The sequence below is a fragment of the Aquabacterium sp. genome, from assembly GCF_036279675.1.
Classification (GTDB): Bacteria; Pseudomonadota; Gammaproteobacteria; order Burkholderiales; family Burkholderiaceae_C; genus Aquabacterium.
In genome coordinates this window covers 1-14,552 of the sequence record NZ_DASUIS010000148.1, presented here as the reverse complement: position 1 = coordinate 14,552, position 14,552 = coordinate 1, and the positions used below count along the sequence as shown (strand labels likewise).

The window sequence follows — 14,552 nt, the reverse complement described above, 5'->3', positions numbered from 1 at the left end:
CGCTACCTCGGCGTGCGGGCGCATTGGCAAAGCGGGGCCTCGTAAAGTGGTCCGGACCCCGGTTGCCAATTGCACGCGCTCGAGCGCGCCGTAGCCGTGGGTCGAGGGACCGAAGGCCATCAAGGCTGACGGCAATCTTTACCGATTCATGGCAAGGGCTGCAGCAACCATACCTGCAACGTGTTCCTGAGGGCCCTGCGAGAGGAGTGCACTTGACGTCAACAAGCATTCCGTTAGTCTTGAGATCTCCACATCAAACCCTTGCAGGGAGAAATGGGAAACTCGTGAAAGGGCGCCTATTCTCGAAGAGATGGCCCGCAGTAGCATCGCTCGCTCGTCTTCTGGGCATGGTAGTGGCGGTGACGGCGCCCGTTGCCGTGTGGATGGTTGTGGAGACGGCACAGGCCTGGCAGGCCGAGCACGCGAGGTTCGAGGTCGAACTCAAGCGGCAAACATCGTTGCTGGCGCGTTCGATTGATCAGGAAATGCAGGCATCGGCTCAGGCGCTGACCTTCCTGACGTATGCCGACGCCCTGCAGCGAGATGATGTCGTTGGCTTCTTCGGTGCGTTGGCGACCATGCCTCGCTTGCGCCAGAGTTGGCGCAGCGTGTTTCTGGTGGCGCCGAATGGCGAATTGATCTTCAATACCAATCAGCCGATGGGCAAGCCTTTGGGTTCGCTTGCCGATACGGCGGTGCTCTCCACGCTCAGGCAGCAAGGCCGGATGGTCTCGACAGGCGTGATGGCCGCACCTGATGGTGCACCGATGTCAGGCATTCTGGTGCCCGTGATCATCAAAGGACAAGTCAGATACGCGCTTGGGGCCTGGGTGTCCACGCAAGGGTGGCGCAGCTTGTTGGAAGCCGGAGCGACGCCACATCGAGAGGCAGATCAACTCATTCATATCGTGGATGCCCAATGGAAGCCGGTCGCCCGAAGTGGTGGAGGCGATGGCAAATGGCCTTCAGCCCTGGTGGACAGGCTGATGGATCAGATAAGACAAGGCGTTGCCGGGAGCGCTGGTGACCAAACGTTGGCGTCATCCGATGTCCTGTCGGCGTGGCAGGGGATAGGGCAGACAGGCTGGCGTGTGATCGTGAGCGAGTCCGATCGCCAGCTGGTGGCGTCGCAGTGGCACGATGTGGTCTCCACCGTTGTCGCCTGTGTGTTGTCCATGCTGCTCGCAACGTGGCTGATCTGGCGTGTGGGCCGTTATTCAGTCGAACCGGAGCAGGTGCTTGAGACACCGCCAGAAGGCCCACGGGATGGTCTGACACCAGGCCAGGTGAGCGATCTGGCTCATGCCACGGATCAGGTTGGCTTCTTTCATGTGAACCTCGACGTCAACCAGGCGTCCTGGACGCCAGGCCTGTCCACCTTGCTGGCTTTGCCGCCAACACGTTGTACAGGGAAGTGGTCCGTGCTGACGGCCCGGCTGCACCCCCATGACAAGCGCGTGATGATCGAGCTTGTGAAACAGGCAGTGAAAGGCATGCAGGACCGGGTGACAATTGAAAGCCGCATCCTGATTCGTGACAAGGGCCTTGACCATGAACGGTGGCTCTCAAGTCGCGTGTCGATTGCCTACGTGCATCACGCAGCGTCCCACCCGGAGATCAGCCTGACAGGCATGGTCATTGACGTCACGCAGCAAAGGCATCTGGACCAGGAACGGGCCCACCTGGTTGCCATCGAAAAACAGGCGCGGATGGAAGCTGAACGGGCCAACCGTGCCAAAGACGAGTTTCTGGCCATGTTGGGACACGAGCTTCGCAACCCGCTGGGCGCCATATCGGCCGCGTGCGAGGTCCTCAATCGTGCGGATCCGGGCCAGGAAGTGGCCGTTCGTGCCCGGCAGATCATTGCGCGTCAAACCAATCATCTGGCCAGACTGATGGATGATCTGCTGGACGTATTTCGTGTCATCTCAGGCAAGGTGCTGTTGGTTCGGTCCCCCCTGCTGCTGGGGCAGTTGGTCCAGCGCGTTGTTCACACCCTCGAGTTGGCGGGACACCTGCGCGCGCATCAATTGACCGTACAGCTCGATGACGTGTGGGTGTATGCCGATGCCATGCGGATCGAGCAAGTGATCAACAACCTGCTGAGCAACGCGGTGAAATACACCCCTGAGCAAGGCCATATTGAAGTGGGCGTCAAAGCGTGCGATGGTGAGGCCGTCTTGCAAGTCCGCGATAGTGGCGTCGGGATGTCTGCCGAACTGATGGCGCGCGTGTTTGACATGTTTGTGCAGGGTGAACGAACAATGGATCGACCGCAAGGTGGGTTGGGCATCGGTCTGACACTGGTTCGCAGACTGGTTGAATTGCATGGCGGCAAGGTTGAGGTGCAAAGCGGGGGGATGGACAAGGGCAGCTTGTTCACCGTTCGCCTGCCATTGGCCCGCGCAATGGATGAGCCTTCGAAGGATCGCCGCCCAAACGTTGCACGCGACGCCCATCGCGTGGTGGTGGTCGAAGACAACGACGATGCGCGGGAAGCGCTGTGTGCCATGCTCACGCTGAGCGATCACGAGATCCATGCCGCTCAGGACGGGCAGGGTGGGCTGGAGTTGATTTTGCGAATCAAGCCCGATGTGGCCCTCATAGACATCGGCCTGCCGGGCCTGACGGGCTATCAGGTGGCTCAGAAGCTCAGAGCCGCTGGTTACTCAGGTTGCCTGGTCGCCCTGTCAGGCTATGGGCAGCCAGCTGATGTGGACCGCGCGCATCAGTCCGGGTTCAATGATCACCTGGTCAAGCCGGTGGATTCAGCATTGCTTGAAAAAATTCTCCATCAGGCGCCGCACGGCATCTTGTCTTGACGACGTTGATCGCGGTCAAAAGTGCGTACGGCGGTGCCACACTGCCACCACCAGCAGCGCCCAGCTGATGGCTTTCAGCCACGATGGCCGGGCCGGCTCTGGCGGGCCGCGGTGCCTGCGATACCTGTCAGGCCCGCCACCCTCACCCAAATGGGCTCGCACGCGGCCTGGCGTGTGCTGCGGGTTGCCCATGGTACGCGTGCCGTCTTCGTTGCTGGATGCTGCCTTGGTCTGAGCAGGCGGCTGCGCGAGCACAAAAGTGGTCAGCAGTTCTCTTCGTGTTGTGCTCATTTGTTATGTCCTTTCAATGGAGCTTGTCCGAATGTGAAAGGTGGCAAGGGATATGCCCGAAAGCCGATGACCATGCTGATAACGAGGGCGTGCTCGTGAGGAACGAATCAATCTGTAAACATTGACCCCACTCCACGCGAATCGCCAAGGCTGCGGCACACAATGTCTTCAGCCGTTCCAATTGAAGGAGTGCCAACCATGCCCCATGCCTTGGTCGTTGACGACGAAGCCGATGCGGCCGAGATGGTTGCCGAGCTCATCGCGGGCGAGGGGCTCACCGTCGCCACGGCGGGCTCGCTGCGGGAGGCCCGTCGCCAATTGGCATTGCAGGAGCCCGATATCGTCTTGCTGGACTTGATGCTGCCCGATGGCTCAGGGATGCAGCTGTTTGAAGATGGCTCTGGCTTGAGCAATACGGAAGTGGTCTTGATGACGGGGCACGCCAGTCTCGAAACCTCCATCCAGGCCTTGCGTCTCGGCGCGGCGGACTATCTTGTCAAGCCTATCAACATCAAGCAGCTGACGGGCGTCTTGTCTCGGCTCATCAAGCCGTCCGTATTGGTGGCAGAAGCCTCCAATCTGTTTGATGAGCTGGAGGCCGAAGGCCATTTCGGATTGCTGTGGGGCCGAAGCGGCAAGATGCGATCTGTGTACGAACAGATCCTCCGGGTGTCCGCAACAGCGGTCACCGTGCTGATCACGGGCGAGAGCGGTTGTGGCAAAGAGGTTGTGGCCGGTACCGTGCATGATTTGAGCCGACGTCGATCCGAGCCCTTTCTGGCCGTGAACTGCGGCGCGATATCGCCTCACCTGATCGAGAGTGAACTCTTTGGCCATGAGAAAGGGAGCTTCACGGGGGCTGATCGGCAGCATGTGGGCATATTCGAGCGGGCGAGCGGTGGCACGCTTTTCCTGGATGAGATCACCGAAATGCCGCTGGACCTGCAGGTCAAGTTGTTGCGAGTCCTGGAGACAAACAGCTTCATGAGGGTGGGTTCCACGCAAGCCGTGATGGCGGACTTGCGCATCATCGCCGCAACCAACCGACCTTTGGCCGAGGCTGTGCAATCGGGCAAGCTGAGAGAGGATCTGCTATACCGTTTGAATGTGTTCCCTATCCATCTGCCACCGTTGCGCGAGCGCCTGGAAGACGTCCCCTTGATCGCACAACATTTTCTCGACGAAGTGTGCCGCAGAGAAGGGCAGACCAAGCGCTACGATCCCCAGGCATTGGCGCGGTTGAGCACATACCACTGGCCGGGCAACGTAAGGGAGTTGCGCAACATTGTTCACCGAGCCTATGTGATGGCACCCGACGAGATCATCACGGATGAGTGCCTGCCCCAAGCGGATGAACCCACCACAGTGGCTTCAGGTGCGCCATTGCTGCATATCCAACTGGGTACACCGCTGGCTGAGGCAGAGCGCCAGATCATCTTGAGAACATTGGATCACCTGGGGCGCCACAAGGAGCACACCGCCGCGACTTTGGGTATCAGCCTCAAGACGCTCTACAACCGCCTGAAGGAATACGCGACGGTGCCCGACAGAATCAAGGACGAGGGGCAGGAGCAAGGTTAGATGAGGCAGGTGCGCGTCGCTGGCTCACAGCCGCGATCTTCATCATCTGCCTGTATTTGGTGACCGTGCGACGCGCGACCACCAGGCCTTGACGAGCGAGCAGGCGGGTTATTTCCGCGTCCGACAGGGGGCGACCTGCATCCTCCTCGTCGATCATTTCCCTGATCAAACCCTGTATGGCTGCGGTCGAACACGTGCCGCCATTGGCGGTGTACATGGCGCGCGAGAAGAACTGCTTCAACTCGAACACCCCCGCGGGCGTGGCCATGTATTTGTTGTTGATGGCACGGGATATGGTGGATTCATGCAGATCCAACTCGTCAGCCAGCTCCTTCAATGCCAGGGGCTTCAAGGCCATCGGCCCAAATTCCAGAAACAAATGCTGTCGCCTCAAGATGGCGGTGGCGACGGCCAGTATGGTTTGAAACCGTTGATTCACATTGCGAACGGTCCAACGCGCTTCCTGCAAGTGCGCTGCGAGTTCGCCATGTTCGGCTGATTTGTGCTGCTGAAACAGCTCGGTGTAAATTTCACTGACTCTGACGCGTGGAACGACATCGGGGTTGAGCGACAGTTGCCACTGACCTTTGACCTTCCGGGCAATGAGGTCAGGCGTGAGGTAGCGAGTTGGTTCAGCGCCGTATTGCCAACCCGGGTGAGGGTCCAGATGTCGTATGCGCTCGCAGATGGCCTGAATTTCACCGACGTCTGTGCCTAACAACCTTGACAGCGTACCCAGGTCCTTGCGGGCGAGCAGATCGACATGTTCTCGGATGATGGTCCTGGCCATCGCGCGCCTGGCAGGGTCAGCCATGGCCTCGAGCTGAAGGTCAAGGCACTCCTGCAGGCTGCGAGCGGCGACGCCACATGGCTCCATGGATTGAACGACTGCAATGGCCGCATTGATTTCTTCTGGATCTGCCACCGGATCGAGCTCGGCCACGGTGGCCAGGTCATGAACATCCATGCGCAGATAGCCGTCGTCATCGATGGATTCGATGATCAGTCCGACGAGCGCCCTTTGCCGCTCCTGCAGTCGCCTGACGCTTGCCTGTGAATGCAAGTGTTGACGCAGGCTGGTCTCTTGCGCAACGGTATCGAGATAACTGAAATCCGCGTCGTTGAGGCGCTTTCCCGACGAAGCACCCGATTGCGGCGAGATGGTGCCATCCGGCCATGCCACGTCATGTTCCGGATGCGATGCGGTGTCTACTGCGTGTTGGACCTCTGCTGGTGCCGGCTGATCCCCACCGGGCGCGTGAACCTGGTCTTCACGATCTGTGGATGCATCGGGCTCTTCATCCTCCAGAAACGGGTTCTGATTCAAGGCGTGCTGAATCTCCCTGGCAAAGTCCAGGGACGACAGTTGAAGGAGTCGGACAGCCTGTTGGAGGCGAGGCGTCAACGTTGCGCGCTGTTGGGACTCAAGCCGGATTGCATGGAGAGGCATGGCATCTGCTCTTCTGTGTCAGGGATGGCCTTCGGCGCAACTTGCATGCCAGACCCATGATCCGAACATCGACACGGCGAGTCGTCGCCACCATATGCCCACTCTTACCGATGGAGGTCAATGCCTGCTGCAAATTTTGCCATTTGCGTCGTGGATATGGACAGCAAGAGGCGGTACGGCGCTTGCTGAACCATGCTTGTCATGTCCTTGCATCCAGAGGTCTCGTATGAACACAGCACTTTTCGAGAAAACCGCAAGACACCCCCGCGTGTTTCGCGCTCAGACACACGAGCGGACTTCAGTCATCCGGTTGATGCAACTCGAGCATCGAACTATCGTGACGCTGTTGCATGAGTGCCGCATTCTGCTTTCTGCGGGCGACACGGCGTTCGCGTATGTCCTGGCACTTGAAGCGAGCGAGGAGATACAGCGCCACCTCCGCATGGATGCGCGCGTGATTCGCCATTACGCCCGGGATGCCCTCCATCTGGAAACTTTCAATCGACGGCAGCGCATCGATCTTCAAATGCAACAGTTGCTTTCCGATCTGCAGGGATGGAACCAGTCGGACGATGCTGAAGGTCGTTCCAATTTTCAAGCGCTGGTGCACCTCTTCTATCAGCACGTCAAGCTGGAAGAGGGGCCGATCATCCACCAACTGGCTTGTGCCGATCTGGATTGGGCTCAATTGCAACGGGACTTCCTGCAGTGCAAAGAAGAGTTGAGCAAGGAAGTCATCGTGGTAGCTGACAACATGACCTGCTAGCGAAGGAGATTGACCATCATGAGAACCTCGATTCTGGCATTGAGCATTCTGGCGCTGTCGTCGTTGAACCTCGGCGCATGTTCTGTCACCGCAGGGCAGAGTACGGTGGGCCAATACGTCGATGACAGCACGATCACGACACGTGTGAAGGCTCGCTTTGCCGAAAATCAGAAAGTGAGTGCGATGAGACTGGGTGTGGAGACGCTGAACGGCGAGGTGTTGCTGACGGGCTTTGCCATATCCCAGGAAGAACGGGCACTGGCCGGCGACCTGGCCTTGAGTGTCTCGGGCGTGAAAAGCGTGCGCAATGACATCGTGGTGCGCGGGGCGCATCAATGAACTGGCGAAGTCAACCAAGAGACGATCATGGTATTTCAATACATTCTGGAAGCGTTGAACGGCTTGATATTGAAGTGTGGGGATGGCGAGCGCATCTCCATCATGTGCGCGCGCCACGCGCGATCAGCCATGTTGAACAGCCTGGCTCAGGACTACGCGATCCAGTGTGCGCTTGCCAATGAGCAACTGCGCACTCATGCGCGGGAGTACGGAGGGGATACCGAACGCCTGACAGGTGGTAGCTTGCTGGGAAAGGCAAGTTGCGGTCGGCTGTGGTTGAAGGGCATGGTGTACGGTTACGACGACCAGATGCTGTTCAAGGCGTTGGGACAGGCCCTGGAATCTCTGCTTGAGCGATATCGCGACACGCTGGATCGTCATGTGCTGCCTGACGCCTTGCACGCTGTCGTCGAGCGGCAGCGGTTCTCCTTTCGGCATGACTACGATCACCTGTGCGAGTTGAGAACGCAGGTCGATCTGTCCAGTCCGCGTACGGGGTGAGGGCCATGATATCGGCGGATATGTGGCTGAACGGTGAGCCTCATTGGCTCACCGTTGTCGAAGTAGGTATCGCCTTTGCGGTTGCAGGATGGTTGAGCTTTCGCGTGGCTGATGCCTTGTTTGAGCATGCCGCCAGCAAGTCGCCCACGCTGTTACTGTTGCGCCGCGCCACGACGAAGCCAGCCAACGTCCTGCCTCCGCTGATCGGCCTGGAGGTTGTGCTTTACGGTGCGTCAGACGCTTTGCCGGGCATGGCCACGGTCAGGCAGGTACTGACGGTCACACTGGTTTTCTGCACGACATGGCTGTTGACGCGGGCGGTCGGTGCTCTGGGCGAAGCCTTGATTACGTCGCAGCCGACATCGGCTGTCGACAGCACGACGGCACGTCGGATCATGACGCAAACCAGGGTCATCACGCGCAGTGTGATATCTGTGTTGAGCCTGATCGGCGTGGCGCTGGCGCTGATGACATTCCCTGACATCCGCCATATCGGTGCCAGTTTGCTGGCATCGGCGGGACTGGCTGGCATCGTCGCTGGTCTGGCTGCGCGCCCCCTGCTAGGAAACTGGATTGCTGGTCTGCAAATTGGGTTGACTCAGCCGATCCGCCTGGAAGACGTTGTCATCGTGGAGAACGAATGGGGGTGGATTGAAGAGATCACCGGTACCTATGTCGTCGTCAGGCTGTGGGATCAGCGCCGACTGGTGGTGCCGCTGGAATGGTGGACCCAGCATCCCTTCCAGAACTGGACGCGATCCAGTTCTGCCATCATCGGAACGGTCTTCTTATGGGTGGACTACCGGATGCCCTTGCAACCCCTGCGCGATGAGTTGTTGCGGGTCTGTCGGGCCTCTGTCAACTGGAATGGGCAGGTCTGTCTGTTGCAGGTGACCGAAGCGGGCGAGCACGCCATGCAATTGCGTTGTCTGGTCAGTTCTGCCGACTCACCCAGGAACTGGGATCTGCGTTGTGAGGTTCGCGAACAACTGCTGGCTTTCGTTCAGCGTCATCACCCGGAGTGTCTGCCCACGCTCAGAGCCAAGGCGCAGACCAGTCAGACCGTGGATTCACCTGTGCAAAGGGTTGCCTGAGGTCTGATCGATTGCCGGTACCAGACGAGCAATTCAAGCAAGGTGCGAACTTCACGAGTATTGTTCAGACGAAAGCGCGCCAGGCTTTGATCCGCGCGTCCAACTTTTGCTGTGATCCAGCCTGATGGCGCTACCGCGAACGCCAGTTCGTCGGTCATGTCATCACCTATGAACAGGGCACGCGCGCAACCGCTGTGGGTCATCAACGACCTCATGGCATCTCCCTTGTTGCGAGCTCGAAGCGGTAGCAAATTGATCGTGGCCAAGCCTTCGACCACTTGCGCGGGCGGTATCAGGTTGGTGGCGAATTGCGACAAGACCGCATGCGCCTGTTCGTGGTTGGCGCAGTGTCGGTAGTGCATGCACAGTGTCCTGCCCTTGTCTTCGATCGTGGCGCCGACGACATGGTGCCAGTCGTGAGACGCGATGTTCTGGGCCAGAAGTTGCCTCAGCCAGACACTGCAACAGTGCTCTTGCTCGATGCGGCTCGCCCTGTCCTCCACAGGAAATCCTTCATTGCCATGATTGCCGATGACATAGGCCACCTCAACGGGCAGCCTGCGCTGGAGGTCGGTCTGGCTTCGGCCGGATATGACGGCCACCTTCGCCATGCGCGACAGCGCGGACAGCGCGTGCCAGGTGGGGTGAGGCAGGAAGGCCTTCTGGGGGTCTCCGACGATGGGCGCCAGCGTGCCATCAAAGTCAAATGCAAACAGCGTATTGTCTTGTGCAAGCTCCAGGAGCAGGCTGCGGTTTGCTGGTGCAAGCAAGCGGCGCTTGGATGTCTTGTCTGGCATGAGATGGCGCTCCTTATTTATGCACGACGTTGCCATGGCATGTGAAGCCGTCTTGGTGTGGATGCGCTGGCGACCTGGACGATGCGATCCTGGACGCGAATGTGCTGACGCTCATCCGCTGCGTCCAGCAGCATGCGACCCGCCCACCTGTAGATGTTGAAGTCCGATAGCCGTTTGCGCAGTGCGCGCATCCGTTCTTGTTGCTCGGCCAGGCTCATGTCCAGCGCCCTGGTCAAGGCGGCCGCCGTCTGACCGATGTGGTACGGGTTGACAATGAGCGCCTCGCGCAGTTCGCCAGCGGCGCCTGCGAAACGGCTGAGAATCAGGACACCGTCGTCGGCATCTCTGGCCGCAATGAACTCCTTGGCCACGAGGTTCATGCCATCGTGCAGGCTGGTCACCATGGCGAGGTCGGCACTTCGGTAGTAGGTGAGCACGGATGCCGCGTCGTGATGCTCGATCAGCAAGATGATGGCGGGCGGAGAGCCCGGCAGCAACTGCTCGAATTTGTCGTTGATACGTTGAGCCTGTTGGCGCACGCTGGCTTCCAGCCGTTGATATGCGTCAAGCGTGGAGCGCGTGGGCGCGGCAACCTGGATGAAGGTGAAACGCCCCCGCCATTGAGGCTGCTGTTCAAGCATGGATTCGACAGCAAGCATGCGCTCCACGATGCCTTTCGTGTAGTCCAGTCTGTCGACACCGATTCCCAGCTTGTGCGCCATGGGCAATCCATGTTGCAGACGCATGGCCTTTCTGGCTACGTCATTCAACTCGGCTGCATTGGGCGCGGGTGGAGGCCAATGTATGGAGATGGGGTAGTCGCGGACCTTGGTTCGGTGCGCCTGGTACGTGACGGTGGCGTCTTCCCGTGAGATGCGCGACTCCATGAACCTGTCCACTGACTCCATGAAGTTCTGGCAGTGGTAACGCGTGTGAAATCCGATGATGGAGCTGCCGAGCAGGCCTTCGAGAATCTGCTTGCTCCAAGGACAGATGCCAAATGACTCGACGTTCGGCCAGGGAATATGCCAGAAGGTCAGGATCGTGGCCCGGGGCAACCGTTCTCTCAGCAGCTTCGGTAGCAGCGCGAAGTGGTAATCCTGAACGAGTACCACGGGGTTGTCCGAACGTGCTTCGGCCACCACCGCATCTGCAAATCGGGTGTTGACGGCCAGATACTGCTTCCAGTCCTCATCGCGAAATACCGGTCGAACATGGGCGATGTGACACAGCGGCCAGAGGCCTTCGTTGGCAAAGCCCTGGTAGTACCCTTGTTCTTCTTCTTGCGAAAGCCATACACGGCGCAGCGTATAGGTCCCCTGCATGCTGCTGCCGTCACCTATGCCTTCAGGTGGTACCTGTATGCGCGATCTGGCATCGACCACCCGATCGTCGGCACTACCGCTGCCGTGAGCGATCCAGGTCCCGGAGCAGGCGCGCATCACGGGCTCGACGGCAGTCACCAATCCGCTGGCCGGACGAATGACTTCAATGCGCCCGTCCGGTTGAAGCTCATGAATGTAGGGTTCTCTGTTGGATACAACCATGACCTCGTCGCCAAACATATGTTCGCGCAACAACAGTTTGAGCGTCTCGGGACGCCACTCGATGGTGGTGTCCTTCAAGATTCGCCGGTCTTCATTGACACTTCGCAGCAACCGGCGAAGATCCGGTATCAGCGGGGCAATCTCTGGTGATGCTTGTGCTGTACCTTCCGTTGTGCCATCGCTGAGCAAGATACGGCGAACACCCTTGACCCAGGATCGCCAGCTCCAGTGCGCGGTCAGCAGCAACACGGCAGCGAGGCAGGTGCCGAGCGCCGAGAACACCCAGACGATGTAGCGCTGTGTCAACTCGCCTCTGCGCCAGGCGTAGTTGCGATCATGAACCAGTACCATGCGCGCGTTGTCGACGGTGCTCAATGGCACGTCAATGAGGTTGACATGCAGGTTGTTGGCAGGTGAGTCGCTGGCGTTCTCACCCTGCCCGGATGCGGCGTTGCAGCCTTGAGATACCGGGTAGCGTTGACTCCATGCGAACAGATGTTGGGACTGATCGCATACGGCAGCCGAGAGGAGCCGTTCATCCTGAGTGACGCGCTCCAGTTGTTGTGTCAAGGTGTGCGTGTCACCCAGGCGAAGGGCCGTGGCGGCCGGTTCCTGAAGTACTTTTGCAATGAGGTTCGCGCGTTCGTCGAGGTCTCTGTCGGCCCAGTTCAGCAGCAACGGTGTGACCATGTGTTGAACCAGCGACGACAGTAGCGCGATGACGCCTATCAACGGGACGATGAACACCGCGCACAGCCGGATGATGCGCCAGATGCCAGGCTTGATGGCAGCAATGAACTTGAAAGGCATCAGACGCTCCATCGTGTTTCGCACGGTCTTGATGCGGCAAGCAGTGTGCCCGTTCGATAGCCCGACGTCGGGGGCGGCCCGGGTAACAGGGGGCAAGCCTGGCGTGCTGGTGCACGGGAAGAATTGCAACCTTGCGGCAAGTCTTACCTGTCAGCCTGGTCGTGTCGGCAGTCCATTCCCTGGCAAGAACGGGAACCTGGTTCAGGCGCGTGGCTTGCTACCAAGGGATTGACACCTGCGGGGTCAATCCCGGCCTGCGTATGGGCGGTCAATCACCATGTAAGGAGAACGATATGCGCATTTCAAAGACGACGGTTGCAATGGCCATGTGTCTGGCCGTTGCCAGTGGCGCTGCGGTTGTGTACGCACAAAGCGCGGACAACAAATACGATGGCACAGCGACACAGTCTCAGCCGCAAAATCAGACGACCAGTCCCCAGACCGACCAGTCGGGGAGTGCGGGTGGCATGACGAAGCCAAGCCAGATGAAGCGCGATACAGGCGTTGACGCCACGAGCAGCGGGTCCGACCCGACCGGTGGTCTGAATGGGCGGACCTCCACCCCTTCCTCTGACAGTGGCGCGGCGTCGACGATGGACCACTCGCCTTCAGGCACGCCAACAGGGGCTGTCGAACGACCGGCCCGGGCTGATCGGAACTGATCCATCTGGCTGACGCCCTCATCTGAGATGCTCGTGGATGCCCGGTGTCTCGTTGAAGGGGGCGGGGCGCGATACCGACATGCTTCATCCTTCACCAGCGTTGAATGCCATTCCGCGGGGGTATACAGCGGTCTGGACGCGTGTGGTGGCCATCGCTGCGTCGATCCTGGTTGTGGCGAGCCCAGGCAGATTGGATACGGCCGCACCGCTTCCTCAGGTGGCTGAAAGCCCGATGTTGCAGGCTTCCTTCGGTTCGCAGCACCCTTCCAGTGATGCCCGCAAGGTGGCCGATTGGGCGCTGCGCTCCCATGACAACAGGCAAGCCGCGTTCATCATCATCGACAAGCGTGCAGCCAGACTTTACGTATTGGACGAGGCAGGGCGCTTGCGCGGTTCGACGTCGGTCTTGTTGGGCGCAGCGCATGGTGACGACACGGTGCCTGGTATCGGGCAACGTGCCATTTCCGAGGTGAGGCCCGGAGAAAGAACCACGCCTGCAGGCCGCTTTCTGGCCGAGCGTGGCCACAACGGCCGTGGTGAAGATGTGGTCTGGGTTGACTATGATGCAGGCGTGTCCATCCACAGGGTGTTGACGTCCAATCCGGGTGAGCGCCGTCTGGCTCGTCTGGCGTCTCCCGTGCTGGCGGACAAGCGTATCTCGTATGGCTGTATCAACGTGCCGGTGGCGTTCTACGAGACCTACATCCGACCCATGTTCGCGCGGCAGCCCGCCATGGTGTACGTATTGCCAGAAGTCAAATCCGTTGATGAGGTGTTTGCAATGGCTGCATCGCCTCAACGGTGATCAGCGAGGTTGATCACCGTTTTCCGTCATCACATAGACGATGCCCTTGTTGTGACCAAGGGTGGGCTGCACGACATCGAGGTAGAACGCGACGGGCACGACCACACACCCTGCGGATATGCGCTTGTCCAGCGGGTTGCCGGATGCCATGCGCTGCGCTCGCTTTTCTTGTGGGAGGCCAGGTCGCAGGCGGTGAATGGCCAGGGCCGCCGCATAGTCGATCCATACGACTGCTTCGCCAACCTGGTTGTGACCTGGCTCGCTGTAGAAGCGTCCGGCAGGCGTGGTGCGATCCATCGGGCGCAGTTGTCTGGTCTGAGTGCGTTCCCCTGTGCCCGGCACGATGGTGTCGCCCCTGGTCTGCCCCAGCAGGACGGAGGATGTACCAACCAATGAGCCATCTGCGCGATAGACCTGGATGGTGGAAGCGACTTTGTCAACGATCGCAAAGGGCAAGCCCTCGTGATCACCGGTCGACAGGATGTGCTGGACGTAATTCCGCGTCGTGGGGCCAATTGACGCGATGTGCCAGGCCGCCTCTGCTGCTGGCTCGGCTGCGCGTGCCAGGCAAGGCGGCAACGCCACGACCATGCTGAGCCACCATATTTGAATCCGCCGCATCACTGCAACCGTCCTGCATCGACATGAGCCCGTTACGCAGGTGGTTTGGCGAACACAGCTCAAGCATCTGGGCGATGCGGCATCTTAGGAAGGGCTTGCCCGCTTCAATCGGCGGAAAACAGGGTCATGGACGCGTCAAACGATCGGTTTGACCTGAGTCAGGATCGGTCTGGTGCGAGCCCCGATCCCTCAATGCTCCCGCGCATGATTGCGGCTGTGCTTGGGCAACTCCACGGTGATGTCACCATCCTTGATGCGCACGGCACATGCCAGGCGCGAGCAGGGCTCCAGGCCCCAGGCGTTGTCCATCTGGTCGTTTTCGTCGTCGTCGGGTTCGTCGAGCGTATTGGCGCCCGCACGAATCAGTACATGACAGGTGGCGCAGGCCGTGACCATGTCGCAGGCATGCTCGATGGCCACACCATGCTTGAGCAGGGCCTCACACAAGGAGGCACCCTTCTTGACT

At 59.6% G+C, this 14,552-nt stretch carries 13 protein-coding genes; 7 read left to right on the top strand and 6 right to left on the bottom strand.

Features of this window, described 5'->3' with window-relative positions:
- Positions 1-62: 62 nt before the first annotated feature.
- Positions 63-2,822, top strand: coding sequence for an ATP-binding protein (locus tag VFW93_RS17215; protein WP_329695180.1), 2,760 nt, complete (start codon positions 63-65; stop codon positions 2,820-2,822).
- Between the two features lie 15 nt (positions 2,823-2,837).
- On the opposite strand, the gene VFW93_RS17210 is transcribed toward VFW93_RS17215, so the two are convergent.
- Positions 2,838-3,113 carry a hypothetical protein gene (locus VFW93_RS17210; protein WP_329695179.1) on the bottom strand — a complete coding sequence of 92 codons (276 nt, stop codon included), beginning with the start codon at positions 3,111-3,113 and terminating at the stop codon, positions 2,838-2,840.
- A gap of 198 nt (positions 3,114-3,311) precedes the next feature.
- Here VFW93_RS17210 and VFW93_RS17205 point away from each other — a divergent pair, with 198 nt between their 5' ends.
- Complete coding sequence (locus VFW93_RS17205) at positions 3,312-4,694, top strand: sigma-54 dependent transcriptional regulator (RefSeq protein ID WP_329695228.1); 1,383 nt, start codon at positions 3,312-3,314, stop codon at positions 4,692-4,694.
- Here VFW93_RS17205 and rpoN read toward each other — a convergent pair.
- Entirely contained in the window at positions 4,666-6,144 is a 1,479-nt protein-coding gene (gene rpoN / locus VFW93_RS17200; protein WP_329695178.1) for an RNA polymerase factor sigma-54, read from the bottom strand. The two genes, VFW93_RS17205 and rpoN, sit on opposite strands and share 29 nt — an antisense overlap.
- A 226-nt stretch (positions 6,145-6,370) precedes the next feature.
- On the opposite strand from rpoN, the gene VFW93_RS17195 reads away from it, so the two are divergent.
- Genes VFW93_RS17195 through VFW93_RS17180 form a run of 4 tightly spaced genes read left to right on the top strand, consistent with a single transcriptional unit; the run spans position 6,371 to position 8,844 of the window.
- Positions 6,371-6,910 carry a hemerythrin domain-containing protein gene (locus tag VFW93_RS17195; protein WP_329695177.1) on the top strand — a complete coding sequence of 180 codons (540 nt, stop codon included), beginning with the start codon at positions 6,371-6,373 and terminating at the stop codon, positions 6,908-6,910.
- 18 nt (positions 6,911-6,928) lie between these two features.
- On the top strand, positions 6,929-7,249 hold the full coding sequence (locus VFW93_RS17190; RefSeq protein WP_329695176.1) for a BON domain-containing protein: 321 nt from the start codon (positions 6,929-6,931) through the stop codon (positions 7,247-7,249).
- Between the two features lie 27 nt (positions 7,250-7,276).
- On the top strand, positions 7,277-7,750 hold the full coding sequence (locus tag VFW93_RS17185; protein ID WP_329695175.1) for a DUF2383 domain-containing protein: 474 nt from the start codon (positions 7,277-7,279) through the stop codon (positions 7,748-7,750).
- 20 nt (positions 7,751-7,770) lie between these two features.
- Positions 7,771-8,844, top strand: a complete 1,074-nt coding sequence (locus VFW93_RS17180) for a mechanosensitive ion channel family protein (RefSeq protein ID WP_329695174.1) — start codon at positions 7,771-7,773, stop codon at positions 8,842-8,844.
- On the opposite strand, the gene otsB is transcribed toward VFW93_RS17180, so the two are convergent.
- Entirely contained in the window at positions 8,808-9,641 is an 834-nt protein-coding gene (gene otsB / locus VFW93_RS17175) for a trehalose-phosphatase (RefSeq protein WP_329695173.1), read from the bottom strand. The two genes, VFW93_RS17180 and otsB, sit on opposite strands and share 37 nt — an antisense overlap.
- A gap of 17 nt (positions 9,642-9,658) precedes the next feature.
- A complete protein-coding gene (locus VFW93_RS17170; RefSeq protein ID WP_329695172.1) occupies positions 9,659-11,998 on the bottom strand; it encodes a trehalose-6-phosphate synthase in 2,340 nt (779 codons plus the stop codon).
- An 894-nt stretch (positions 11,999-12,892) separates the two neighbouring features.
- Here VFW93_RS17170 and VFW93_RS17165 point away from each other — a divergent pair.
- A complete protein-coding gene (locus tag VFW93_RS17165) occupies positions 12,893-13,465 on the top strand; it encodes a L,D-transpeptidase (RefSeq protein WP_329695171.1) in 573 nt (190 codons plus the stop codon).
- Here VFW93_RS17165 and VFW93_RS17160 read toward each other — a convergent pair whose 3' ends face one another.
- Together VFW93_RS17160 and VFW93_RS17155 are read right to left on the bottom strand one after the other, a co-directional pair.
- Complete coding sequence (locus VFW93_RS17160) at positions 13,466-14,056, bottom strand: L,D-transpeptidase (protein WP_329695170.1); 591 nt, start codon at positions 14,054-14,056, stop codon at positions 13,466-13,468. It abuts the gene before it with no gap.
- Between the two features lie 219 nt (positions 14,057-14,275).
- Positions 14,276-14,552: 2Fe-2S iron-sulfur cluster-binding protein (locus VFW93_RS17155; protein WP_329695169.1), on the bottom strand; the 277-nt coding region annotated here is incomplete at its 5' end.